A 24,222-nucleotide genomic window follows, 5' to 3' on the forward strand; every position below is an offset into this window, starting at 1 on the left:
GATCCCATCTGTACGGCGGACCGCAGGGGTAGGATCCTCATTTCCTTCGGACGTACTCGTAATCCCCGAGGAGTACTTAACCCCTTCGAAGATGAGCCGTCCGATCCGACGAGCCGTCGAACGGCGTCGTCGGGTTTCGAATGCGTTCCATCCGAATCCTCGTATGTACTTAAGGCCGTCGGATCGATCGTGGCCGGTAAAGCACACACCGTTCGGCGAAGAACGGCTGAGTATTCGGATGGAGTACCTGCCTTCGCGCCGAAATCGGCCGAAGGGGACGCGACGAGGACGTCACGTCGTTCGCATTAGTGACGAGGACCCGGTCCATACATAAGGCCGTCGTCTCGTCCGGAGCGTGATCCGCGTTGATCGTTCTCGAGCGGACGAATCACACGGGTAGCGAACGATCCGTCTCGAGAGGGAGGCAACCGAGCGAGAGGGCGTTCGGCCCAGCAGTCGCCGTGAGACCAGAAACGTCACCGCCACGAGCGGTAGTCGTTTCCGACCGACACGATTTAGCGGAGCTGGGTGGTACGGTCGTGCATGGATCGTTCGGGGTTCGTCAGGCTCGCGCTGGTCGCGCTCGGGCTCGTCGTGGCGAGCTTTTTCGTTCGGGGTTTCAGCCAGCTGGTGTTTGGTCGCGGCGTCGCGGACCTGCTCCAGGCGCCGTTCGCAGTTGTCGGATTCCTGCTTTTAGTCTATCTCTTCGTCAGGGCGACCCTCGACGCCGTCGGACTCTGGCGGCTCGAGGACGCGGAGTCGTGATGAAAACGGTTTTTCGACCGCCGCGCCAAGGGCGAAGTATGACAGTCGAAACGCGGGAGCTCGCCGACCTCGGGCCGGACAACCGGGCCGCGTTCTTCGAACGCGACGCCGGCATCGAGGCGGTTCGAGGAGACGTGCGGGAGATCGTCGACCGGGTTCGCGAGGAGGGTGACGTCGCCGTCCGCGAGTTTACGAGCGAGTTCGACGGCGTCGAGATCGGCAACCTCGAGATCACCGACGACTGCGAGCGGGCGGTCGAGGAGGTCGACGACGAACTGCTCGAGGCCATCGAGACGGCCGCGGCGAACGTCCGCGAGTTCCACGAGGCCCAGCTCCCCGCGGACTGGCGCGAGTCGTTCGCCGACGGGCGGGAGCTCGGACGGCGCTTTCGCCCGCTCGAGCGCGTCGGCGTCTACGTCCCCGGAGGGTCGGCCGCGTACCCCTCGAGCGCGATCATGGGCGTCGTGCCCGCGGTCGTCGCGGGGGTCGACCACGTCGTCGTCGTCACGCCGCCCGCCGAGGAGCTGAACCCGGCGACGCTGGCGGCGATTCACGTCGCCGGCGCGGACGAGGTCTTCAGCGTCGGGGGCGCTCAGGCCGTCGCGGGGCTCGCGTACGGAACCGAGACGATCACGGGCGTCCAGAAGATCGTCGGCCCCGGGAACAAGTGGGTGACGGCGGCCAAGGCCGAGGTTCGGGGCGACGTCGAGATCGACTTCCTCGCCGGACCGAGCGAGGTCGTCGTCCTCGCCGACGAGACCGCCGATCCGGAGCTGGTCGCGGCCGAACTCCTCGCCCAGGCCGAGCACGATCCGAACGCGTCGGTCGTGGCCGTCACCGACGACGAGGCGACCGCCGACGCCGTCGCCGACGCCGTCGACGAGCGGGCGGGCGAGCGCGAGCGCGAGGACGTGATCCGCAGTGCGCTCTCGAACGACGCCAGCGGCGTGTTGCTCGCGCGTTCGATGAGCGAGGCGATCCTTTTCGCCGAGTCCTACGCGCCCGAACACCTCTCGATCCTCGCCGCGGACGACGAGTCGATCCTCGAGCGCATCGACAGCGCCGGCAGCGTCTTCCTCGGCCCATCGACGCCGGTGGCGGCGGGCGACTACGCCAGCGGCACGAACCACGTGCTCCCGACGAACGGCGGCGCGCGCGTAACCGGCGGACTCTCGGTCGAGACCTTCCTGCGGTCGACGACGGTGCAGCGACTCTCCGCCGAGGGACTGGCCGGGCTCGGCGACACGGTGACGACCCTGGCCGACGCGGAGGGGCTCGAGGCCCACGCCGAGAGCGTTCGGCTTCGACTGGAGCGGGAAACGGACCGATGACGTCGCGGGCCGTCGGACGGGTTGCTGTAATCCGATCCTACGCTCGGTAGGGGTCGACGATACACGTCACTAATCTGTAATTGGTTTTACGTAGCTGCGGGACACAGTACCAGACGAGATGGAGCCGCGTCAGGTCGACCCGACCGATGCACGCGTCCTCGAACGAAACTACGACTACGCGCAGAAAAACGTTCGACTGCTCTCGATGTGGTACGAGTGCGAGCTCGAGCGGATGATCGAGCTGCTCGCGGAGAACGGCGTCGAACTGTCGGCGAACGACGAACGACTGTTCGGGACGTACTATCGATCGGTTCAACAGCGCCCGCGCGTGTAACGCGAGATATCGGCGATCGCGAGAGGACCAGGGAGCCGTGCGTTTCGGGTATCGGAGGCGGCGAGTTCAGCGTCAAGGTTAACACCGTCGCGCGGGAAGAACGGGTATGAGCACCGACAGCGCGGACGGCGCAACCGCGGAGACGCGTCCGGAGATCGAGGTAACCGAGTCGGCGGCCGAACAGGCGCTCTCGCTGCTCGACAGCGAGGGGCTCGACTCGAGCGAAGCCGGACTGCGGCTGTTCGTCCAGCAGGGCGGCTGCGCGGGGCTGTCCTACGGGATGCGATTCGACGACGCACCCGACGAGGACGATACGATCTACGAACACCACGAGCTGCGGGTGTTCGTCGATCCGGCGAGCCTGAAGTACATCGAGGGCAGCGTCCTCGACTACGAGAGCGGACTGCAGGCCGAGGGGTTCCACGTCGAGAACCCGAACGTCGTCAGCGAGTGCGGCTGCGGGGAGTCCTTCCGGACGTAGCCGCGGTCTCGCGGTCGCGAGCGAACCCGCTACTCCTCGAGTTCGAACGCGACGGTTACTTCGGCCTGGTACTCCCGATTCTCGGCGTTCGCGATCTCGACGCCGAGCTCGTCGACCTCGACCCAGTAGACGTTCTGGAGCGTGTTCTCCGCGCGGTCGATCGCGTCGTCCGCGGCGGCGTCGAAGCTCTCCGTGCTCGTTCCGATCAGCGTGATTTTCTTGAAGACCATCGCTCGAGTCCCTACACCGCGGGGCGACGTAAAGTTGCGTGCAGCGATGGAAGGCCGGCGTGCGGTTCGAAGCGCGGCTCGTTCAGCCGTCCCGGTGATCGAGGAGGTCCCGAAGCGCGCTGGAGGCGCCCGCGAGGTAGGCGCCGCCCCAGAGCGCGACCAGCAGTCCTCCGATCGAGTTGAACACGAGATCGAGCATCGTGTCCTGGAGGCCGTACTGCGTGAGGACGGCCTCGACGCCGAGCGCGGCAGCGGCGAGTGCGATCGCGAACTCGAGGACCTCCCAGAGGACGCCGAAGGCGAGGACGAAAAGCAGGATGAAGACGGCGGCGAATCGGCGAGGAATGTGAATCCCCTCGGCGTGTTCGTGGACGGCCCGGACGGTGGTGTAGCCGACGGCGGCGACCACCGACGCCGACAGCGCGTGGGTGACGTGGTCCCACCACCAGACCTGCGAGTAAAACGTCGCGGTGCTGCCCGGCAGGCCGACGGTGCCGAAGGCGTGAAGAAACACCGCGCTGGTGATCCACAGCGTCAGTCGGGCGTCCATCGGAATACCGTAGTCGCGCTCGAGGACCGCCGGAAGCTGGGTGACGAGCAGGGCCACGACAGTGTTGATGACGATCCCGCCGTTTCCCCGATCGATGCCGATAAACAGCATCCCGATCAGCCCGATCTCCATGAGGTAGGTGAGCTGGCGCTGGCGCTGCTCGGAGGGGAGCAAGGCCCTGAGGTTACGCATCGTCGCTCCCCCCGGGCGCGCGACGGCTCCGCTCGAGACCGCCGAGTCGCCTGAAGTAGAGCTCGAAGACGGCGCCGGCGCCGAGGCCGCTGACGGCGGAGTAGACGAACTCCCACATCACGTCGTCGTGATCGGCGGTGAACGGGACCCCGAGCACGCCGTCGGCGGTCCACCGGAAGAGCGCCCAGAGGGCCGCGGCGGCCATCGTGGCGACGGCGACGAAGACGACCGCGAACCCGGGAGTCATCCGCACCGACGTAAACGCCTGCAACTCGACGGCGAGAACGAGCGCGATGGCCGCGACCGAGAGGTACGAGGTGACGTGGCCCGACAGTCGGTCGGCGCCGAAGGCGGCGCCGAACACCGGCAGCGCCGCCAGCAACAGGACTTCCCAGGGGAGCATGACGAGCGGCGATCGCCGGGAGAGCGGCGGAAGCAACGCGAAAGCGAGGAGGACGACCGCGAAGGTGGCCCAGAGGATCCCGCCGGTGACCAGCGCACCGAGCCCGATACCCGCGATGGCGACGACCAGCAGCCACGAGATTGCGGCGTTGGTCCGTCCGTCCCCGAGCAGCGTTTCGAGTGAGGTTTGGGACACGGCCGTCCGTACCGAACGGTACCACAAAAAGGGTGCGTCACGGCCGTCGCGTACGTCAGGGACCGTCTCAGGTCGGCGTGACCGCCAGCAGGTAGACCGCCGCATAGGTCGCGAGCGCGATCGTTACCGCCGCCAGCGCCGTGAGGCCGGTCTCGAGCAGGACCGTCGCCGACGGCGTCCGCGAGGGGAGTCCGAGCGTCGGCGAGGGGACGGTCCGAACCGCGCCACAAAGGAGTCCAACGCCGAGGATCGAGAAGACGAAGTGGTACGAGAGCTCGAGAGTCGGCGGCGTCACCGCGAGGGCGGCGACGCCGTAGGTCGCGCCGACCGCCGCCCGTCGGTTGACGGCCGCGGCGAGCGATCGATCGGTGAGCCGGCAGACCGCGACGGCCGCGAGCCAGACGGCGGCGAGTTCGATCGCGAAGGCGGCGAGCAGGTGGACGGTCGGATCGGAGTGGAGGACGACCCGGGACGCGAACAGCGGGGATTCGAAGGGGAACGCCCAGTCGGGCGGCGAACCCGTGACGAGGTCGCCCCACGGATGCGACCACAGCCCCCAGAGCGCGGCCAGGAAGATCGTCGCTGGCGAGAGGGGGGTCAGTCGGACGGCCGTCCCGACCACGAGCGCTCCGCCGACCGCGAACAGCGCCGTGACGAACGCGGCCAGCGTCCCGTCCGCGACGAGCGCGAGCGCGACCAGTCCGGTCAGCAGGAGTCCGCCGGACGCGCGGGCGGCTCGAGCGCGGTCCGATCTCCGCACCGCGAGCAGGCCGAACGCCGGAGCCGCGACCGCGCCGACGACGACCGAGTGGGTCACCGACCGGTGGACGGCTCGGCTCGCGTCCCAGAACGCCGTCGATGCGCCGAGGGCTCCGTCCGCGACCTGCCACTCGGCGAGTCCGACGAGCGCGTAGGCGACGTCGACATCCGGAAGGGCGGCGAACGCGCCGGCGACGGCGCCGACGGTCAGGGCGCCGCGAGCGGTCCAGCCGCGTCGCTGCGCGACCAGCGCGGCGACGGCGAACGCGAACAGGGCATGACCGAGGAACACGGGGAGATCCGGTAGGAAGCCGAGAGTATTAAGCGGTACGCCTCCCCCGACGAGGGTGGTAACGGTCGTCTCTCCGCGGGATCGGTGCCGAGGGGGCCGCGCCGACCGCCGCCCGTCGATGTCGGTAGCTCTTTTTCCGATCGCGCTCGAGCACACGACGATGAGTCAGGAACCCTCGAACGAGGCGGATCGAGCGCCGTCGATCGGCGAGCTGACGCCCCCGGACCGCACGCTGATGGGCCCCGGACCGAGCGACGTGAACCCGCGGGTGCTGCGGGCGATGAGCACGCCGCTGGTCGGCCACCTCGATCCCTCGTTCGTCGAGATCATGGACGAGGTCCAGGAGTTGTTGCGGTACACCTTCCGGACCGACAACCGGTGGACGATCCCGGTTTCGGGAACCGGATCGGCCGCGATGGAGGCGGCGATCGGTAACGTCGTCGAGCCCGGCGACACGATGCTGGTACCGACCAACGGCTACTTCGGCGGACGGATGGCCTCGATGGCCCGCCGCGCCGGCGGCGACGTCGTCGAGGTATCGGCGCCGTGGGGCGAACCGCTGGATCCGGACGACGTGGCCGACGTCCTGGCCGAGCACGACCCGGACGTCTTCGGGTTCGTGCACGCCGAGACCAGCACGGGCGTCCTCCAGCCCGACGTCGCGGAGCTCACCGCGGCGGCCCACGACCACGACGCCTTGGTGATCGCCGACACCGTCACCTCGCTGGGCGGGGTGGAGCTGCGGGTCGACGAGTGGGACGTCGACGTCGCCTACTCGGGACCCCAGAAGTGTCTCTCCTGTCCGCCGGGCGCGAGCCCGCTGACCCTCTCCGACGAGGCGATGGAGAAGGTCCTCGCCCGCGAGGAGGCGCCCCGGTCGTGGTACCTCGACCTGTCCCTGCTCGAGGGCTACTGGGGCGACGAGCGCGCGTACCACCACACCGCGCCCGTCACGAACGTCTACGCGCTGCGGGAGGCGCTGCGGCTGGTCGCCGAAGAGGGCATCGAACAGCGCTGGGCCCGCCACGAGCGGCTGGCCGGCGCGCTCAAAGCCGGCGTCGAGGGGATGGGCCTGGAGATGAACGCCCCCGAGGAGTACTGGCTGCCGAGCCTGAACGCCGTCCGCGTCCCCGAGGGGATCGACGACGGCGCGGTCTGTGACGCGTTACTCGAGCGCTACGACCTCGAGGTCGCAGGCGGACTCGGCGATCTGGACGGCGAGATCTTCCGGATCGGCTGTATGGGCTACTCGGCGCGCCCGCAGAACGTGGTCTACACCGTGACGGCGCTGGGCGACGTGCTCGAGTCGATGGGCGCCGACGTCGATCCCGGTGCGGGCGTGACGGCGGTGCGGGAAAACCTGGATTGACGGAGACTGCGGGGAGTCAGGCGGAGGCCCGCGGTCCGGGCGGAACGCGTTCGACCTGATAGTCGTCGCCGTCGACGACGATGATCGCCCACTCGTAGCTGGGGTTCGTGCGCTCGAGTTCGCGCTCGAGCGCGTCGGCGTCGTCCGGGCGGGCGACGAAACAGTGGAACTGACCGGGAGCCGACGGGAGCTCGCCGGGTTCGACGACCGGACTGACGTGGACGACCTTCCACTTTCGTTCGGCGCGGAACTCGGGGCCGGCGCCTTCGACGGTGTACCCGAGGTCGGCGAAAATCGACTTGGCCTGTTCGACGAGACGCATGTTAACAGGTCCCATTCAACGCGTAGTATGCGACCAACCCACATAAGTCTTGGTCTGGCACTTGCATCCGGGGTATCGACGGACAACCGCGAACGAATCCGGAGAATCGGACGACGAGTGCGAGCCCGTGACCCGCGCAGGTGGCGGTACGCTGTCGGTACCGTGACGGTACGACGCCGCTACGCCCTCGAGCGCGGCGCGGGCGGGGGCGCGATCACTCGTGAGCGGCGTCCCACTCGGTGGGCTTGCGGAAGTTGCCACACCGGTTGCACTGGATCCGTCCCATCGAGTCCATCGCGTTGTCGAAGCTCTCGCAGTTGGTACAGAACCAGCCGTACCGTCGCTGGGCTTCGGGCGACTCGTAGGCGACGAGAAACGGTCCCTTGGATCCCCTGTCGCCGTCCGTCTGCGAGACGTAAACGGTGTCGCCGTCGGCGGTCGACCTCGTTTCCATACCACCCGGTAGCGGTGCTCCGAGTAAAGGACTGTCTCTCCGGACCCCTGGGTGTGTGTTCCTGCCGCGGGATAGGTTCCCAATCGGAACAGTCCCGACTGAAAGGTTTACCCGGGCGGGTACCGTTTGATTCGCCGATGACGCTGGTTGTGGTCCCCGTCCGGTATCCGCTCACGAAACACTCCAGACGAACCCTCGAGCGGGCGATCGAGGTCGCCCGGGAGCGCGAGGCGGCGCTAACGATCCTGCACGTCGACCTCTATCAGAACGGGAAGAAAGTGAACCGCATCGACCTCAAGGAGGCCGTCGAATCGACGTTCGGACCGCTGGAGAACGCTCGGTACGTCGTCCGATCGGGGTTTCTCGTCGAGGAGAGCATCCTGGACGAGGTCGCTGCCGAGGACGCCGACGCCGTCGTCATCGGGACCAAACAGGCGAGCCGGCTGCGACGCCTCTTCCGTCGGTTCACCAACAACCCCGACATCGACGGCTACCTCCGCCAACACCTCGATTGTGAGGTCATCACCGTCGAGGGAGCTCCCGCGAAGTGACGGCTACCGATCGGGGTCGGCGCCGTCTCCGTCCGCATTGACGGAGCGACCGATATCCGGACGGCTCGGCTGCGAGTCGTCGAGGGCCACCCTCGCGGTGCCGCTGTCGCCGTCGAAGACGTGGTGGCGGTGGGGGTAGGCGAACTCGACGTCGGCGTCGGCGAAGCGTGCGCGGATCGCCGCCCGTACCTCCGATCGGGCGACCGCCTGTTTGTACGGGTGTTGGACCCAGAAGAACAGCTCCAGCAGGATGCCGTTGTCCGCGTACTCGCGGACGTTACAGAGGGGGGCGGCCGCGTAGCGCGCACTGCCGATCCGAATATCCGGTCCGCCGGTGATAACGACGTCGACCGATCGGGCCCCCCGCTCGGCGAGGTTGCGCGCGGCCTCGAGGTCGCTCTCGTAGGTGATCTCGAACTCCAGCGAGAGCCGCGTTCGCTCGTCCTCCGCCGAGTAGTTGATCACGTCCCGCTGCTGGATCTCGGAGTTCGGGATGACGATGAACGTGTTCTGAAGGGTGAAGACCTTCGTGTACCTGATCGTGATGTCCTCGACGAAACCGACGTGTCCCTCGTCGGCGATCTCGATCATGTCGCCGATCTCGTACGGTCTGTCGTTGAGGACGAACAGGCCGTTGACGAAGCTCCCGACCAGCGGTGCGAGCACGACCGCGACGATGGCGGAGATGACGGTCACCGAGAGGAGGATCTGCGTGTCGCCGACGCCGAGGATGCCGGCGGCGACGACGACCGTCACCAGCAGAACGGAGAACCTGACGCCCCGTAGGACCGTTCGCGTGACGCTTGGTCGCTTGATCCGGCGTGCGACGGTCCGGCCCGTCAGGCGGACGACGAGCTTCGAGAGGTACCAGCCGACGACCAGCACGACCGCCGCGAGGAGGAGCTGGCCGACGATACCGGGGACCGATCCGGGGAATACCTCGTTGGTCCGCTCGAGGACCTCGTCCTCCGGGATCGGCGCGACCTCCAGCATGCCATCACACTCACCGTCGGCTTGGTTAAGGGTTCTGACCGACGTCGTCGATCGGGGACTCGATTTCCGAACCCGGTAGTACTCGCGTTGTAATAAATCATTTACCCGTCCGAATCCTGCGACCGAGTATGGCACCAGACGAGCTTCGCTCGACCGTCGAGCGAGTCGGGGATCGGTTCAACCTCGGCGAGTACGAGATCGACGCCTACCTGACCGTCCTCGAGCAGGGACAGCTGACCGCCAGCGAGATCGCGGATCGCACCGAAATTCCCCAGCCCCGCGTCTACGACACCGTCCGCAGCCTGAGCGATCGGGGGCTGGTCGAACTGCGCGAGTCCCGCCCGATGAAGGTGGTCGCGATCGATCCGGCCGACGCCTTCGACGAGGTCCAACACTCCCTCGAGCAGATGATCGACGAACTCGAGGCCCGCTACACCGCGCCGGCCCGCGACACGGAGGCCGTCTCGCTGGTGAAATCCCGCTCGACGATCCTGCGCTACCTCGAGGAGATCGTCACCGACGCCGAGTACGAGCTCTCGCTGTCGCTGACGCCGGATCTACTCGTGCGATTCGAGGACGAACTCGCGGCCGCCCTCGAGCGCGGGGTCAGCATCGACCTGATCGTGACGCCGGCCGCCGAGGCGCCCGCTCCCGACGACTTCGACTACACCGCGATCGCGACGACGACGCGGGCCCGTCGCGGGATCACGACGCCGGTGCTAGCCGTCGCCGACGGCAACTACTCCATCTACGCGACCCAGGGCGCGCTACGGGATGACAAGGACCGCTACGGCGTGATATTCAACCGGTCGGCGCTGGGCTTTCTGGTCTCGGGCTTTTTCGGCACCGTGCTCTGGACGACCGCCGAGGAGACCTTAGGCGAGGATACCGATCCCCGCGACTACCCGCGCAAGTACGCCTCGATCCGGCGCTGCGTGAAAGACATCATCGAGGAGGGCGGAGAGTTCTACGCGACGATCGTCGGGCGGGACGTCGAAGTCGGCGGCCAGCGGATCGTCCGCGGCCAGATCATCGACGTCTCCTTCGAGGTCAGCGAGGAGGTCGCCGCGATCACCCTCGAGAACGAGGACGGAACCGAAGTGACGGTCGGCGGACGGGTCGCCGCGCTCGAAGACGTCGAGGCCCACGAGATCCACATCGGACGCCGGGAGCCCCCGGAGTTCGACGACTAGCGCCGACGCGGACCCGGCGGGGCGGGTAACGGACAGTTACCGGACTGTTGGCTTTCGCTTCCGCGCTCGAGGGCACCCGGGGCGCGGTTCGGCCTCGCGGCGGAGCGTCGCCGTACCCGAACTCGAGGGTCGCCCCGTCGAAGCGACCGGGGTCGACGCTCCGCGATCGACGACGATCACCTTATTTTATAGATTTACCAGGAAATAATTAAGTCCCCGATTCCCGTTTCGGTGAACTGAATGGGGGGTGATAGCATTCGGCGGTATCGATCGTCCCGCTCGGGCGTCGCCCGGCGAGCGTTCCTGGGAGCGGCGTCGGCGTCGGTCGGCTCGGTCGCCGTCGCCGGCTGTCTCGGCCGCGGTGGGCAAGGGGGGACCGTCGTGATGACGGCGGCGACCGACATCGAGAGCCTCATGCACGGGGACGGCGACGAACCCTCGATTCAACGAGCCCTGTGGGACGCCGGCCTCGACGAGGACGTCCGCGTCGAGATCCAGACCGTCGTCAGCGACTCCGCACAGCGGATGCAAAGCGCACAGTCGGCGCTCCAGGCGGGTCGCGCGCCCCCTGATATCCACATGATGGACAGCGGGTGGACGATCCCGTTTATCCTTCGCGAACAGACGGTCAACCTGAGCGACCACCTCGGAGACGAGGCCCTCGGCCGCGTCGAGGAAGAGTACCTCGACGCGATCGTCGAGACGGCCCGCCACCCGGAGACCGACGACGTCCACGGCGTCCCGCTGTTTCCGGACTTCGGACTGGTGCTGTACCGACGGGACCTGATCGAGGACGCGGGCTACGACACCGGCGGCTGGGGGACCGATCCACCCGCCTGGGAGGAGTTCGCGAACGCCGTCGGCGACGCGATGGACGGCGGCGACGTCGACTACGGGTTCACCACGCAGGGGGCCGCCTACGAGGGGCTGGCCTGCTGTTCGTTCAACGAGGTGATGAGTTCGTGGGGCGGCGCGTATTTCGGCGGCACCGAGAACCTGTTTACGGCCGGCGACCGCCCGATCACCGTCGACGACGAGCGCACGATCGACGCGGTACGAATGATGCGCGCGTTCGTCGACGGTGACGACCCCGACGGACTCGAGGGCTACCCCGGAATCAGCCCCGCCGCGATCGTCCAGTGGACCGAACAGGAGTCGCTCAACCCCTTCGTGGACGGGAACGCCGTCGCCAACCGCAACTGGCCGTTCGCGATCGCCGAAACCGGCGCCGAGGACGCCTTCGGCGAGGATCTCGGCGTGATGACCCACCCCTACGGCGTCCCGGAGGGGGAGTCCGAGTTCGAGGGGGTCGGCGGCACGAGCGCGGCTCTCGGCGGGTGGAACCTCACCGTCAGCCCCCACACCGAGCGCCGAGCGGAGGCCCTGCAGGTCCTCGAGGCGTTCACCAGCGAGGACGTCCAGCTGACGATCTTCGAGCTGGGGGGGTTCCTGCCGCCGAACGTCGACCTGATCGAGGAGGCCGACCCCGACGAGATCGGCCCGTCGGCGCGGTACACGGAACAGCTCCGGGCGGCCGGCGAGAACGCCGTTCCGCGACCGGTGACCGACCTCTGGCCCGAGCAGTCGGCGCTGATCTACCAGGAGCTCAACGCGGCCTACCGAGGAGCGAAACCGCCCGAAACGGCGATGAGCGATCTCGCCGACCGACTCGAGCGGAGCGAGGCGGAGGTGTCCGAGAGTGACGACTGATCCGAACCCCGACGGCGGGACGACGATCGGCGAGACCGAACCGACCCGCGAGCGCGAGCGGACCGGCAACGCGCTCGTCAATCGAATGGAGAACCTGAGCGAGGCGGCCTACGCCTACCTGTTGCTCCTGCCGGCGTTCGCACTGCTGGCGCTGGTCGCGTTCTACCCGCTGCTCCGGACGTTCGTCACGTCGCTTCGGGCCGACGAGACGCGGGGTATGGACCCGCTGGGCGGGTTCGTCGGGCTCGAGAACTACGTCGACATCGCCACCGGGAACGCGCGCCTGGCCAGGCAGTTCCTCGACGTCTCGCTGACGTCGTCGTTCCCGTTCGTCGAGCTCGGGGTCCCGTTCTTCCAGCAGGCGCTGTTCGTCACCGTGGCGTTCGCGGTCGTCAGCGTCACCGTCGAGACGGTGATCGGGTTCGGACAGGCGTACGTGTTAGATCAGGACTTCCGTGGCCGTCGGTGGGTCCGCGTGGCGATCATCCTCCCGTGGGCGGTGCCGATCGTCATCCAGGGGATGATCTTCTTCCTGATCTTCCAGCCGGAGGTCGGGTTCGGGACCGATCTCATGCAGTGGCTCGGCGTGTTCGGCGCCGCCCCGCTAGCCAACAGCCGCGACGCGTTCATCATCATCCTCGTGGCCGACATCTGGAAGTCCTCGGCGTTCATGGCGCTGTTGATCCTGGCGGGACTCCAGAGCGTCGACCGCAGCCTGTACGACGTCGCGCGCGTCGCCGGGGCGACGCCCTGGCAGCGGTTCAAGCTGATCACGCTCCCGCTCGTGATGCCGGCGCTGTTGGTCGCGATGCTGTTTCGCACGATGGACGCGATGCGAGTCTTCGGGCTGATCGAGTCGACCGCCGGCTGTACGACCGTGCCGTCGCTGACCTGCCTGGTCGTCGAGGCGATGTTCGGCGGCACGCGGATCTACGCGACCGCGGCGGCCGTCGCGTTCGCGACCGCGCTGGTGATCGGCGTGATAATCTCGCTGTACGTCGTCCTCTTTCGCGACGCCGAGGGAGGTGAGGTCCGATGACCGACGACCGCGACGGCGGTCGACGCGAACCGGCCCCGAACCGCCGCGCGAGCCGACGGGTCGGAGCCGACGGGCTGCGGTCGGACGGCGGCGACGCCATCGCGGACGGCCGGGAGGCCGACCTCGACCGCGGTCCGTTTCAGCGGTGGGTCGCCGACTCCATCTCCCGTCCCGAGCGGGTCTACCGGGCGATGTTCTACGTCGCCGCGATCTTCTTCCTCGTGACGACGCTGTTCCCGTTCTACTGGCTGCTCATGGTCGCGCTGACGCCGGAGGGACAGCTCCAGAACATCCTCTTTACGCCAAACGGGTTCAACCCCGGAGCGTTCGTCGAGGTCTTCGAGGTCATCCCGTTTCACTGGTACATGTTCAACAGCTTCGTGATCGCGCTGGGATCGACGATCGTCGTCCTCGTCGTCGGCAGCCTGGCGGGCTACGCCTTCGGCCGCCTCGAGTTCCCCGGGCGGACCCCGCTGATGTTGCTCGTGTTGGTCATCTCCTTTTTCCCGCCGGCGGCGTTTTTCATCCCGCTGAACGACCTCTTCAACACGCAGTTCGCGGCCCTCGAGCCGATCACCGGCGACGGCACCCTCTACAACACGCCGGGCGCGTTGGTGACGCCGCTGTCGGCGATCTTCATGCCGCTGTCGATTTTCATCCTGACGACCTTCTACGCCCAGATCCCCGACGGGCTCGAGGACGCCGCCCGCGTCGAGGGGACGACCCGTCTGGGCGCGCTCTTTCGGGTCATCATCCCGCTGTCGGCGCCCGGCGTCGCGACCGCCGGCGTGTTGACGTTCATCGCGGTCTACAACGAGTTCTTCTTCTCGTTTCTGATGACCGACGGGCAGCCCCAGAACTGGGCGCCGATCCTCGAGGGGATCCTCGCCTACCAGGGCCAGTACGAGGTGATGTACCACCTCATGGCCGCCGCGAGCATCCTCGGGGTGATCCCCGTCGCGATTCTGGTCGTGGTGGCACAGGAAAAGATCGTCAGCGGGCTCACCGCGGGAGCGCTCAAGGAGTAACCCATGGCACGAGTACGACTCGAACACGTCACGAAACGGTACGACGACGTCGTCGCGGTCGACGACATGAACGTAGAGATCGAGGACGGGGAGTTCGTCTGTCTCGTCGGCCCCTCCGGCTGCGGGAAGTCGACGACGATGGAGACGATCGCGGGGCTGACCCGCCCCTCGGAGGGGACGGTCTACATCGGCGAGACCGACGTTACGAACCTCGCGCCGAAGGATCGGGGCATCGCGATGGTCTTTCAGAACATCGCGCTGTTTCCCCACATGGACGTCTTCGAGAACGTCTCGTTCGGCCTCCGCTTGCGGACGTTCGACGACGAGGAGATCGAACGCCGCGTCGAGGAGGCCGCCGAGATCGTCCAGCTCGAGGGGATGCTCGATCGGATGCCCGACGAGATGTCCGGCGGCCAGCGCCAGCGGGTCGCGATCGCCCGCGCGATCGTCCGCAACCCCGACGTCTTCCTGATGGACGAGCCGCTGGCGAACTTAGACGCGAAACTGCGGGTCCACATGCGGACCGAACTCCAGCGTCTGCACAAGCAACTGGACACGACGATCATCTACGTCACCCACGACCAGGCCGAGGCGATGACGATGTCCGACCGGATCGCCGTCATCGACGCGGGCCGGCTCCAGCAGATCGACCCGCCGCTTACCTGTTACAACGAGCCCGCGAACCTGTTCGTCGCCGGCTTCATCGGCTCGCCGTCGATGAACTTCGTCCGGGGGACGGTCGTCGCCGGCGGCCTCGAGACGGAGAACTTCGACCTCGAGTTCGATCCCGCGGGCGTTCCCGAGGTCGGTGTCGGCGACGAGGTGACGCTTGGCGTTCGACCCGAGGACGTTCACCTCGTCGCCGACGCCGACGGTTCCGCCCGCCGGATCGGAACGATCGAGGCGACGACGGACGTCCTCGAGCCGATGGGCGACGAGATTTTCGTCTACCTCCTGCTCGACGAGGAGTCCGAGGGCTCGATGGAAGAGGACCCGATGGCGTCGCAGGATCAGCTGTTGATGAGCGTCTCGCCGGACACCGACCTCCGGGAAGGGGACGCCGTCGAGGTCACGCTCGACGGGTCGAAGACCCACCTGTTCGACGCCGAAAGCGGCGACGCGCTCGTCCACGGGATCGCCGGACGCTCGGGATCGGATCCGGGGACGGCCCCGACCGAAGCCGAGGACTGATTGCCGCGCCCTCGAGACGATCGGCCGACGATCGCTGGCCGATACCTTCACCTACATTGAGGCGAGCTATCAGTAGGCACGGAAAGCGAACCCCGCGTGCGAAAACGCGTCGGTGAACGAGCGACGGAACAAAGGAAACCGACGACGAAGCTCCGATCGAACCCCGATTCGAACCGCCATGGCGAACCACCACACCCCCCAACGGACGACATGACGACAGCACGAGGCGACATCAGAACCGGCATCGTCGGGCTCGGAAACATCGGCCGCTACCACGCCGAGCGGCTCCTCGAACTCGACGTGCCCCTTGTCGGCGGTATGGACGTCGCGACCGACGCGCGGGCCCGGTTCGCCGGGCGCTACGACGTGGACGTCTACGACGACTACCGCGAGCTGTACGACGATGTCGACGCGGTCATCATCACGACGCCGAACAAGTACCACGAGGAGTACGCGGTCGACGCCTTCGAGCGCGACCTGCACGTGCTCCTCGAGAAACCGCTGGCCCACTCCCTCGAGAGCGCCGAGCGGATCGCCGCCGCCGCGGCCGACAGCGACAGCCTCGGGACGGTCGGGTTCAACAACCGGTTCGCGAACACGGTTCGGATCGTCAAAAACCGGATCGAGCGGGGCGAGCTCGGCGACGTCTCCCACGTCGAGGCGAACTACGTCCGTCGGCGGGGGATCCCGGGTCGGGGGTCGTGGTTCACCCGCCGCCAGATCGCCGGCGGCGGGGCGCTCATCGACCTCGGCGTTCACGCCATCGACCTCGCGCTCTACCTGCTGGGGTACCCGACCGTCGCGGAGGTAACTGGGGTCGCCCGCGGCGAGTTCGGTTCCCAGGAGGAGTACGCCTACCTCGAGATGTGGGGCGACGACGCCGGACCCGCCGGATTCGACGTCGACGACTCCGCGAGCGCGTTCATCCGGACCGCGGACGATCGCACGATCTCCCTCGAGGTCGCCTGGGCGACCAACCGCCCGGTGAACAACGAGTTCGTCGTCCGCGGGACCGGGTCGGCGGCGGTGTTCGACCTCCTCGACGGCGACCTCTCGATCCACTCCGCGAGCGCGGCCGGCCCGGACCACCTCGAGGACACGTCGATCGAGACCCGACAGAACGACACCCACACCGAGGAACAGCGAACGTTCTTCGATTCGATCGCGGCCGGCGACGTCGGCGACGAGAGCGTCCGGCAGGCGCTTACGGTCCAGCGGGTGATCGACGGCATCTACCGCTCGAGCGAGACCGGCGGAACGGTCGCGATCGACGAGTAGCGGGCGGTCACCCGCGAAACCGACGCGTGACCGTCTCGCCGGTCGACGGATCGGTCGCCTCGACCCGTCCGTCGTCGGAGACGGCGATCTCGTAGCCGGCGTACTCGAGGGTGACGAGCGTCGTGGTCGGCGTGTCCCCCCGGAAGATCTCGTCGAGCGCTGCGGGATCCACGACGCTGTACAGCGGTTCGTACGCCGGCGGTTCGACGGCCGTCACGTCGACGCCCTCGTGGCGGGCGATCGCCGCGATGATCGCCCTCGACGGACGATCCCCGTCCGGGTCCGGCGTCGGCGTCTCGCTCGGAGCGGCCATACGGGCGGTACCAGCCACCCGTCGATAAGAATGCTGCTCCGTGTCGGTTTCTGACAACACTGCGGTACGGGTCGGTTACACCCCGACGGAGGCTCGTTCGAACGCCTCGACCACCGCCTCGGGAGGTCGGAGAATCGTACGCGGCGGCGAAGAACGGACGGACGCCGAAAGGAAGCCGATTCCGAAAGTCGAACCGAAGAACCCCTCGATGCAGCGGTGAGAGAGCGGGCATCGGCCGCCGAGACGGTCAGCGCGTCGACGCGCCGTAGTCGACGTGTACCTCCGGGGTGTGGGCCGAATTGGGCATCTCGACGCCGTTCCAGTCGACGACGTGAACGTTCGCCATCTGGCCGGAGAACCGAAACCGCTGGACGCCGACCTCGATCGTCCCCTCCGCGGCGCCGCCGGAGACGACCGTTCCCTCCGCGACGGGATCGTCCGCGACCATCTCGAGGTCGCCGTCGACCGCGATCTCGAAGCTCGACGGGACGCCGCGACCGACGATCGTCACCAGATTCGGGAGCCGATCCCGTCGACCACCGGAAGCGTCGTTCTGCACCGAAGTGTCGGATGACATAATTCCATAAGTTGTGTATCTCGGTATAAGCTTTCTTGTCGACTAAACAGCAGCTCAAAATTGGGTGGAGAGAGACGAATCGAATTCGACGACGGCCCCCGATTCCGGTCGGCCGAGCGAAACGTGTCGGACGACCTCGATCTGAACGGACGTTCGACTCGAATCGTAATAAGGATTTCTGATACGCGAGTCCGATCCGCCGGAGCGCGGTATCGACCGCCGGGAGAGTCCGAGATGCAGCCCCGGACCGACGACCTCACTCGATCGGCAGCGACGACGTCTCGAGCGCCGCCCGCCGACCGTCGAGGACCGCGAACCGCTCGTCGCGGCGCCGTTCGAGCCAGTACAGCAGCCGTTCGGCCCACTCGAGCTTGCGCGCTTTCGTCGGCCCGACCGACGGATCGTCGAACGTCCAGCCTGCGAACGAGAGCCGGGCGGCCCCGAGGTGGTCTGCGAGGAAGGCCGCCCGGTCGCCGTCGGTGAAGCCGCCGACGTTCCGAACGGGTCCGCGGGGCGCGACCTGGGTCGTCGGCAGGAGCCACTCACCGCGGCAGTCGGGGACGACGCTCCGGAGGCGCGGAATATTGTCCCCGTGAGCGTGGACCGCAACCGGGGTTCCTCGCCGGGTCAGTCGACGGACGGTGTCGGGGTTCTTGTCGAGGTCGGTGACCATGCAGTCGACGCCGACGCCCGCCTCGAGAAGCGCGTCGGCGGCTGTCGAGGCCGCGAAGACGACGTCGGCCTCGCGGGCGACCTCGAGTTCGTCCGCCAGCGTCGGGCCGGCGCCGACGACGGCGACCGTCGCGCCGGCGGCGGCGTCGAGGCGCTCGAGGTCGAACGGTCCCGTCAGTTCCGCGAGGACGTCCCGGCCGCGCTCGTCGCCGCGTCGATCGTAGCCGAAGTCCCGACGGATCGCGTCGTAGACCGGTTCCCACTCGTCGAACTCCATACGTTTCTTCCGCACCGGCGGGGTATGTGTCTGGTGCGTTCGCGACTGTGCGTTCGGCGACCGGGTGACCGGTCGGTTCGGCGAGAAGTCGTTCGCGCGACCCCGGCCTCTCGGCGTCGCAACTGGTCGACGTAACGCCACAATAATGCCGTGTTGTGGGCCGGGCGTCGCCTCCAAAGTACCCCTACCCGGGAGACCGCCCGGCGTCCATCACGTCCTTTCGGAGCCTCCGACATAAGCTTTCTCTTGACTTACCAGTTCGAGTGAGAGAACCGGAGGCGACGAGACGGAACGATCTTCGCGCCGGAACGAATCGAGACGACCGAGTTCCGATCGATGGCGCCCCGGATCCGGGCTCTCGAGTCCGCCGGTTCGGTCACTCGCTTCGCTCGTCGAACGCGTCGGCGATCACGGACGCGTCCCGCGTCTCGGCGACGTCGTGGGTCCGGACGACGTCCGCGCCGCGTTCGATCGCCATCGCGGTCCCCGCCAGGCTCGCGGGAAGCCGATCCTCGGTCTCCCGGCCGACGAGTTCCCCGAGGAAGTTCTTCCGGTTGATCGAGACCAGGATCGGGCGCTCGAGGTCCCGGAACTCCGGAAGCCGGCGGAACGTCTCCCGGTCGTCCTCGAGGGTCTGTGCCTCGCTCCACCCCCCGAAGGCGGGATCGACGATCGTCCGGTCGGTGAGGCCGTTTTGCTTCAGCGCCTCGTACACCTGGTCGACGTAGTCGGACCGCTCTGCCCACTCCGGCGACTTCCGGGCGGCCCAGTCGGTTTCCTCGACCGCGCCGGGGCGCTCGAGGTCCGGCGGACTCGCCATCTTCGCGACGGCGGCGCCGTGGGCCTCACAGACCGCGGGCAGCCGCGGATCCGCGAACCCGCAGATGTCGTTGACCATGTCGAACCCCCGCTCGAGGGCCGCGTCGGCGACCTCGTGGTACCGGGTCTCGATCGAGAAGATCGCCTCTCCCTCGACCCGATCGATCGTCTCGCAGGCGACGTGGAGTCGCTCGAGTTCCTCCTCGGCCGAGAGCACCTCGTAGCGCTTGTTCGCCGACTCGAGGCCGACGTCGACGATGTCGGCGCCCTCGCCGATCAGCTCCTCGTCCACGTAGGCGGCGGCTTCGTCGGGGTCGTCGTAGACGCTCGGATCGTACGGCGACTCCTCGCTGACGTTCAGGACGCCCATGATCCGGGTCGGGTAGCCGTCGCCGATCCCGAGTCCGGCCGCGTCGACGCTGTGCATACCCGCTCCTGAGGAAGCGAGATAGAAAGGTACCGCGATCCCGGCGAACGACGACGATCGAGGCGGCTCCGGCCCGTCGTCGGGAGGGCGTGCGGTTCGCCCGTCTACGAGTCGGCCTCGAGCGGTGCGAGCCGGGAATCCCGCAGCAGGACCTTCCTGACGATCGAGGGGTTCTCGAGCAGGCGGTGTTTCGCGTGGGCGCCGCGTCCCCGTCCCCGTCCCTCGCGTTCGGACTGGATGACGTTCAGGAAGTTCTGTTCCTGGAGGATCTCCTGTACTCGACGCTCCGAGAGGACGTCGAAGTCGAGCCGACGGGCGACCTCCTTGTACTGGTTGTAGATGATCTTCGTCGGGAACTCCTTTTCCGTGCTGTTCTCGGTGAGGATCGTCAGCGAGTAGAGGATCGCCTTCGCCTGCTGGGGCGAGCCCTCGATCAGCTCGTTGAACCGGTCGGCCTCGGTCTTCTCCTTGGCGTCCCGGACGTGGTCGGCGGTGACGCGGTCGGCGTTTTGTTTTTTCGCGATCCGGCCCGCGTTTCGGAGGATGTCGATCGCCTTGCGCGCGTCGCCGTGCTCCTGGGCGGCCAGCGCCGCCGTCAGCGGGATGACGTCGCCCGAGAGCACCTCGTCGTGGAAGGCGTCGCGGCGCTTCTCTAAGATTTCGACGAGCTGGTTGGCGTCGTACGGTGAGAAGACGAGCTCGTCCCGCGAGAGACTCGACTTGACCCGCTCGGAGAGGTGGTCGGGGAAGTCGATCTTGTTCGAGATGCCGATGATGCCGATACTCGAGTCCGAGATGCGGCGGTTCTCGCCCGCCCGCGAGAGCTTTCGGAGCACCTCGTCGTCCTCGAGCATATCGATCTCGTCGAGGATGACGATCGTGACGTCCGTACAGCGGTCGACGGCCTGCCAGAGCCGCTTGTAGTAGTCGCCCGTTCCCAGCCCGCGGTCGGGGACGGTGATCCCGCTTTGCTCGGGGTCGTTGACCAGCTGGGCGATCGTCTTGACGATCGAGGCCTCGGTGTTCTGTTCGCCGCAGTCGATGAAGGCGTAGTTGACCGTGACGTCGTCGCGCTCGGCCTCCGAGATGACTCGCTTGGCGACCGACCGGGAGATGAGGCTCTTCCCGGTACCGGTCTTCCCGAAGATGAAGAGGTGGTTGGGTTCGCTCCCGAATATCGCCGGGTTCAACGCGTCGGCCACCCGCTGCATCTGCTCGTCGCGACCGACGATCCGGTCCGGACCGGGCAGGTGCGTGATCTCGAGCAGTCGCTCGTCGGCGAAGATCGGATCGTCGTATCGGAAGAGCGGATCACGGTCGTCGTTCGCGGACATTGCAGTACCCCGTTCCTTCCCGCCGAACCGAAATAAATGTGTGGAGATCAGTCGCGGATGTAAGATCCCGGCGAGAGCACCCTAGCGCCACTCTCGCCGTCGATCTCTCGAGATCCAAGATATCAGCCGCCTTCGCGCTTGTGAGGGTGCTCTGGGAGTGGCAACGTTCGACGGGGACCCCCCTCGCGGATGTAACGGTCTCCGAGGGCGCGTGCGGCAGGAACAACGCCGAATCGATCGCGGATCGTCGACCGACGGTCGACGGTCGAACTCCGAATCGCCCGATTAGGGGATCGAGAGCGGTCAGAAGAGGCGGTTTGGATCGTATCAACCGATTCGCTGAGGACACACACCCCCCTCGCGGATGTAACGGCGAACGGGCGGGTGGGGTCGAGCTGAGAGCCGAAATTCACCCATTATCTGTCCTGAAGGCCCGATTTTACAACCGCGACGGAGGTGTGTTGCCAAACAGACCCCCCACCCGTGTACGGCGTTACAAACGCGAGGGGGGTGTGTGTCCTCGAACCCCCGGACCGCTCGAGTACTCGATTCGACGCGGACGGCCGATCGAACCACGAACGAAACGACACCGAGCGAAACGGGGAACGGTTCACGAGGAAAAACGGCTCGAGCGAGCGAAGAACGATACCGAGAGACGAGCGGACAGCGGCTTCCGCCGAGAAAACGACGGGTTCCGCGACGGAGTTACTCCTGACTGTCAGGGGAGCTATCTATAGTACTACTAGTATCTAGTTATCTCTAGCAGTAAGCAGTACAGTTGTCTAGCTACATTAATCACCTCAACCACCTATTCGAATCATCCTATCTACATCAACTACCTCATCTATGTAAACTATCCTACCTTATCCACCTATTGTAGCTAGCACCACTCTTAGTATCCTTCTCCCTCCCTCACCTATCCTCCCTATCGCAACCGTTCGTCGGTCGGCCTTCCTCGTTCCAGGGGCTGTCGGCACTGCAGTCCCGATCACGAGGGCGGCCGGCCTGCGACGACACTCCGAGGAGGTTCCCTCGACCGGAGTCGGCTTTCCAGTCCGGCCCGTACCAGTCGACTTTTGCGATCGCGCCGGCTACCGGCGGTATGGACTCTCCGAATCGCTCTCGCGGCTCTCGATCGCACTCCCGTCCTCGAGAAGCGCCCACGACTGCGCGTTCGAACGCCGCGTCGCATCATGAGTGACGCGTCGGATCGAACGCGGCGCGACGATCCGAACGGGCGCAACTCGAGTTCGGCGGGCGACCGAACGCCGCCCGCGGTCGCCGTCGTCGACGCCGAGACGCCCGGCAACGTCGGCACTATCGCCCGCGCGATGAAGAACTTCGGGTTCGAGGAGCTGCTGCTCGTCGATCCCCCGGAGCTGGATCCCGACGGCGAGGCCTACGGTTACGCGGGTCACGCCCGGGAGGACGTCCTCCCGAACGCGACCGAGCTCTCCTTCGGCGAGCTCGCGGAGAACTACCACACGATCGGCTGCACGGCGGTCACGAACGAGGACGACCGCAGCCACGTGCGCTACCCCTATTCGACGCCTGCCGACCTCGCCGAACGGCTGCCGACCGTCGAGGCGCCGACGGCGCTGGTCTTCGGTCGCGAACGGGTCGGGCTCACCAACGAGGAGCTGGCGCGGATCGACGAGATCTGTTCGATTCCCGCCAGCGAGGAGTACCCAGTGTTGAACCTCGGCCAGGCCGCGACGGTGACGCTGTACGAACTGCGAACGCTCACCGTATCGGAAACCCAGCTGCCGAACCTCGAGCGCACCCGGGCGCCGGAGCCGGCGCTCGATCGGCTCTACGGTCAGTGGGGCGCCCTGCTTGAGGAGCTCAACCACCCCGACGAGAAACGCGACAAGACGATGCGGATGCTCCGGCGGGTGTTCGGCCGCGCCGACCTGACCGAGCGCGAGGCGAACACGCTGCTCGGCGTTCTCCGCCGGGCGACCGAACGCCCGGCCGAAGACTGAGCCGGACGGGCGGTCGCTTCGTAGCGACGACGCGTTACCGCGGCTACCGAGGCGGAACCGATCGAACGGGACCGGGATCGGCGTCGGTGCTCGCTTCCGGAGACGTCGACCCGTACCCGCCGTTTTCGGCGATCGTTCCGGTCCAGCCACACTCTCTGCAGGCGACCAGACCCTGACCGTCGATCAGCTGGCCCTCGCAGTCGGGACACGTTGCGGACCGTGTCCGCGCCTCGGTTTCGACACCCCCGGTGGCGTCGTCCTCGGTCGCGACCGTCGGTTTCGCTCCCGGCGGGGACGGACCGTCCGGTTCGGGCGTCAGCGCCGCGAGTTCCTCGGCCGCCGAAGCGGGATCGTCCGCACAGCGAATGCGGGCGATCACGTCCTCGGTCGTGATCGTCTCCTCGCCGCTCGAGTGCGGGTAGACGCCGACCAGCTCGTCGCCGAGGTAGTACTCGAGACACAGCAGCGGCGTCACGAGGACCGTCTCCGTTTCGTCAGTGATCTGTGACGTCGTCGTTCGCGTTCGAAACGGCGGGCTGATCGACACGCCGCGTCGGTCGGCCCACCGCTGGAGTCGCTCGTAGGTCTCGAGGACCTCCTGGTACGGGCTCTCTTCGGAACGGCTGACCGCCTTCGGCCAGCTTCGCACCAGGAGCTCGTCGATCGTTCCCTCGTCCTCGCAGGCGCGTAGGCTCTCGACCTGGCTATCGACCGGTTCGAGGAGCAACGGCGCCCGCACGTGACAAACCACCGTCAGCGTCTGCGATCGTGCGTTCATACTGAACCCCCTCCGTCGTGTGAGCTAGCCGACGCTATCTCGTATAAACCTTTGTGAGAGTGTTTATCGAGAAGAGCGTTACCAAATAGCGCGCTCGTCGGCCGCGCCGGGGGTTCCTAGTCGGCGCTCGTTTCCGTCCCGACCGCCTCGGATTCACGGGCCGTTCCGCCGTCGATTCTGGCCTCCGTCGTCTCTTCCGAGGGGCGAGAACCGACGCTCGCCCGCCGACCGGTATCCCGCTCGAGCAGCGCCCCCACGACGCGAGCGAGGTGGCGCCGCTGGATAGCGGCGAACCCGGCGAGGATCGTCAGCAGTCCCAGTATCGTCAGCGAGTCGACGACCTGACCCAGCAGGAGCCCTGTCTCTTATACACATCTCTG

At 67.1% G+C, this 24,222-nt stretch carries 26 protein-coding genes and 1 pseudogene; 13 read left to right on the forward strand and 14 right to left on the reverse strand.

Features of this window, described 5'->3' with window-relative positions; all coding sequences use genetic code 11:
* Positions 1-543 precede the first annotated feature (543 nt).
* From C492_RS16125 to C492_RS16140, 4 genes are all read left to right on the forward strand, one after another.
* Positions 544-765 (forward strand): hypothetical protein, encoded by a 222-nt coding sequence (locus C492_RS16125; protein WP_008425583.1) that lies wholly within the window; start codon positions 544-546, stop codon positions 763-765.
* Positions 766-803: 38 nt separating this feature from the next.
* On the forward strand, positions 804-2,096 hold the full coding sequence (hisD, locus tag C492_RS16130; RefSeq protein ID WP_008425584.1) for a histidinol dehydrogenase: 1,293 nt from the start codon (positions 804-806) through the stop codon (positions 2,094-2,096).
* 118 nt (positions 2,097-2,214) lie between these two features.
* Positions 2,215-2,430 (forward strand): hypothetical protein, encoded by a 216-nt coding sequence (locus C492_RS16135; protein WP_008425585.1) that lies wholly within the window; start codon positions 2,215-2,217, stop codon positions 2,428-2,430.
* Between the two features lie 106 nt (positions 2,431-2,536).
* Positions 2,537-2,911, forward strand: coding sequence for a HesB/IscA family protein (locus tag C492_RS16140; protein WP_008425586.1), 375 nt, complete (start codon positions 2,537-2,539; stop codon positions 2,909-2,911).
* Between the two features lie 29 nt (positions 2,912-2,940).
* Here C492_RS16140 and C492_RS16145 read toward each other — a convergent pair whose 3' ends face one another.
* The 4 genes from C492_RS16145 to C492_RS16160 all read right to left on the reverse strand — a co-directional run bounded on the left by C492_RS16145 (position 2,941) and on the right by C492_RS16160 (position 5,532).
* Positions 2,941-3,141 carry a dodecin gene (locus C492_RS16145; protein WP_008425588.1) on the reverse strand — a complete coding sequence of 67 codons (201 nt, stop codon included), beginning with the start codon at positions 3,139-3,141 and terminating at the stop codon, positions 2,941-2,943.
* 82 nt (positions 3,142-3,223) lie between these two features.
* A complete protein-coding gene (locus C492_RS16150; RefSeq protein WP_049893140.1) occupies positions 3,224-3,883 on the reverse strand; it encodes a hypothetical protein in 660 nt (219 codons plus the stop codon).
* Positions 3,876-4,481 carry a hypothetical protein gene (locus tag C492_RS16155; RefSeq protein ID WP_008425591.1) on the reverse strand — a complete coding sequence of 202 codons (606 nt, stop codon included), beginning with the start codon at positions 4,479-4,481 and terminating at the stop codon, positions 3,876-3,878. Before C492_RS16155 ends, C492_RS16150 begins: the two co-directional genes overlap by 8 nt.
* Before the next feature lie 67 nt (positions 4,482-4,548).
* Positions 4,549-5,532 carry a metal-dependent hydrolase gene (locus C492_RS16160; RefSeq protein WP_008425593.1) on the reverse strand — a complete coding sequence of 328 codons (984 nt, stop codon included), beginning with the start codon at positions 5,530-5,532 and terminating at the stop codon, positions 4,549-4,551.
* A 160-nt stretch (positions 5,533-5,692) separates the two neighbouring features.
* Here C492_RS16160 and C492_RS16165 point away from each other — a divergent pair, with 160 nt between their 5' ends.
* Positions 5,693-6,901, forward strand: a complete 1,209-nt coding sequence (locus C492_RS16165) for a pyridoxal-phosphate-dependent aminotransferase family protein (RefSeq protein WP_049893142.1) — start codon at positions 5,693-5,695, stop codon at positions 6,899-6,901.
* Between the two features lie 16 nt (positions 6,902-6,917).
* On the opposite strand, the gene C492_RS16170 is transcribed toward C492_RS16165, so the two are convergent.
* Positions 6,918-7,223, reverse strand: a complete 306-nt coding sequence (locus C492_RS16170) for a DUF7116 family protein (protein ID WP_008425598.1) — start codon at positions 7,221-7,223, stop codon at positions 6,918-6,920.
* Positions 7,224-7,437: 214 nt separating this feature from the next.
* Positions 7,438-7,677, reverse strand: a complete 240-nt coding sequence (locus C492_RS16175) for a DUF5816 domain-containing protein (RefSeq protein ID WP_008425599.1) — start codon at positions 7,675-7,677, stop codon at positions 7,438-7,440.
* Between the two features lie 137 nt (positions 7,678-7,814).
* Between C492_RS16175 and C492_RS16180 the strand changes: the two genes are divergently transcribed.
* Entirely contained in the window at positions 7,815-8,228 is a 414-nt protein-coding gene (locus C492_RS16180) for a universal stress protein (RefSeq protein ID WP_008425601.1), read from the forward strand.
* Positions 8,229-8,231: 3 nt separating this feature from the next.
* Here the strand turns inward: C492_RS16180 and C492_RS16185 are convergent, their stop codons facing one another.
* Positions 8,232-9,221: a mechanosensitive ion channel family protein gene (locus tag C492_RS16185; protein ID WP_008425603.1), complete on the reverse strand. Its 990-nt coding sequence runs from the start codon at positions 9,219-9,221 to the stop codon at positions 8,232-8,234.
* 128 nt (positions 9,222-9,349) lie between these two features.
* Between C492_RS16185 and trmB the strand changes: the two genes are divergently transcribed.
* From trmB to C492_RS16215, 6 genes are all read left to right on the forward strand, one after another.
* Positions 9,350-10,414, forward strand: coding sequence for an HTH-type sugar sensing transcriptional regulator TrmB (gene trmB / locus C492_RS16190; RefSeq protein ID WP_008425605.1), 1,065 nt, complete (start codon positions 9,350-9,352; stop codon positions 10,412-10,414).
* Between the two features lie 240 nt (positions 10,415-10,654).
* Positions 10,655-12,124, forward strand: a complete 1,470-nt coding sequence (locus C492_RS16195; RefSeq protein WP_008425607.1) for an extracellular solute-binding protein — start codon at positions 10,655-10,657, stop codon at positions 12,122-12,124.
* Complete coding sequence (locus tag C492_RS16200; protein WP_008425609.1) at positions 12,114-13,163, forward strand: carbohydrate ABC transporter permease; 1,050 nt, start codon at positions 12,114-12,116, stop codon at positions 13,161-13,163. The genes C492_RS16195 and C492_RS16200 overlap by 11 nt, the downstream gene beginning before the upstream one ends.
* On the forward strand, positions 13,160-14,191 hold the full coding sequence (locus tag C492_RS16205; RefSeq protein ID WP_008425612.1) for a carbohydrate ABC transporter permease: 1,032 nt from the start codon (positions 13,160-13,162) through the stop codon (positions 14,189-14,191). The genes C492_RS16200 and C492_RS16205 overlap by 4 nt, the downstream gene beginning before the upstream one ends.
* Before the next feature lie 3 nt (positions 14,192-14,194).
* A complete protein-coding gene (locus tag C492_RS16210) occupies positions 14,195-15,382 on the forward strand; it encodes an ABC transporter ATP-binding protein (RefSeq protein ID WP_008425614.1) in 1,188 nt (395 codons plus the stop codon).
* Positions 15,383-15,592: 210 nt separating this feature from the next.
* Positions 15,593-16,660: a Gfo/Idh/MocA family protein gene (locus C492_RS16215; protein WP_008425616.1), complete on the forward strand. Its 1,068-nt coding sequence runs from the start codon at positions 15,593-15,595 to the stop codon at positions 16,658-16,660.
* A gap of 7 nt (positions 16,661-16,667) precedes the next feature.
* Here C492_RS16215 and C492_RS16220 read toward each other — a convergent pair whose 3' ends face one another.
* From C492_RS16220 to C492_RS16240, 5 genes and pseudogenes are all read right to left on the reverse strand, one after another.
* Positions 16,668-16,973 (reverse strand): HalOD1 output domain-containing protein, encoded by a 306-nt coding sequence (locus C492_RS16220; RefSeq protein ID WP_008425617.1) that lies wholly within the window; start codon positions 16,971-16,973, stop codon positions 16,668-16,670.
* A gap of 247 nt (positions 16,974-17,220) precedes the next feature.
* Positions 17,221-17,550, reverse strand: coding sequence for a hypothetical protein (locus C492_RS16225; RefSeq protein WP_049893141.1), 330 nt, complete (start codon positions 17,548-17,550; stop codon positions 17,221-17,223).
* Positions 17,551-17,806: 256 nt separating this feature from the next.
* Entirely contained in the window at positions 17,807-18,499 is a 693-nt protein-coding gene (locus C492_RS16230; protein ID WP_008425620.1) for a 6-hydroxymethylpterin diphosphokinase MptE-like protein, read from the reverse strand.
* Positions 18,500-18,881: 382 nt separating this feature from the next.
* A pseudogene (gene folP / locus C492_RS16235) lies at positions 18,882-19,745 on the reverse strand (dihydropteroate synthase); the annotation flags it as partial.
* 104 nt (positions 19,746-19,849) lie between these two features.
* Positions 19,850-21,079, reverse strand: a complete 1,230-nt coding sequence (locus tag C492_RS16240; protein ID WP_008425624.1) for a Cdc6/Cdc18 family protein — start codon at positions 21,077-21,079, stop codon at positions 19,850-19,852.
* 1,193 nt (positions 21,080-22,272) lie between these two features.
* Between C492_RS16240 and C492_RS16250 the strand changes: the two genes are divergently transcribed.
* Positions 22,273-23,064, forward strand: a complete 792-nt coding sequence (locus C492_RS16250; RefSeq protein WP_008425629.1) for an RNA methyltransferase — start codon at positions 22,273-22,275, stop codon at positions 23,062-23,064.
* 43 nt (positions 23,065-23,107) lie between these two features.
* On the opposite strand, the gene C492_RS16255 is transcribed toward C492_RS16250, so the two are convergent.
* Entirely contained in the window at positions 23,108-23,842 is a 735-nt protein-coding gene (locus C492_RS16255) for an HTH domain-containing protein (RefSeq protein ID WP_008425630.1), read from the reverse strand.
* 116 nt (positions 23,843-23,958) lie between these two features.
* Complete coding sequence (locus C492_RS24285) at positions 23,959-24,099, reverse strand: hypothetical protein (protein ID WP_160167004.1); 141 nt, start codon at positions 24,097-24,099, stop codon at positions 23,959-23,961.
* Positions 24,100-24,222 lie beyond the last annotated feature (123 nt).

Source organism: Natronococcus jeotgali DSM 18795, from assembly GCF_000337695.1.
GTDB lineage: Archaea > Halobacteriota > Halobacteria > Halobacteriales > Natrialbaceae > Natronococcus > Natronococcus jeotgali.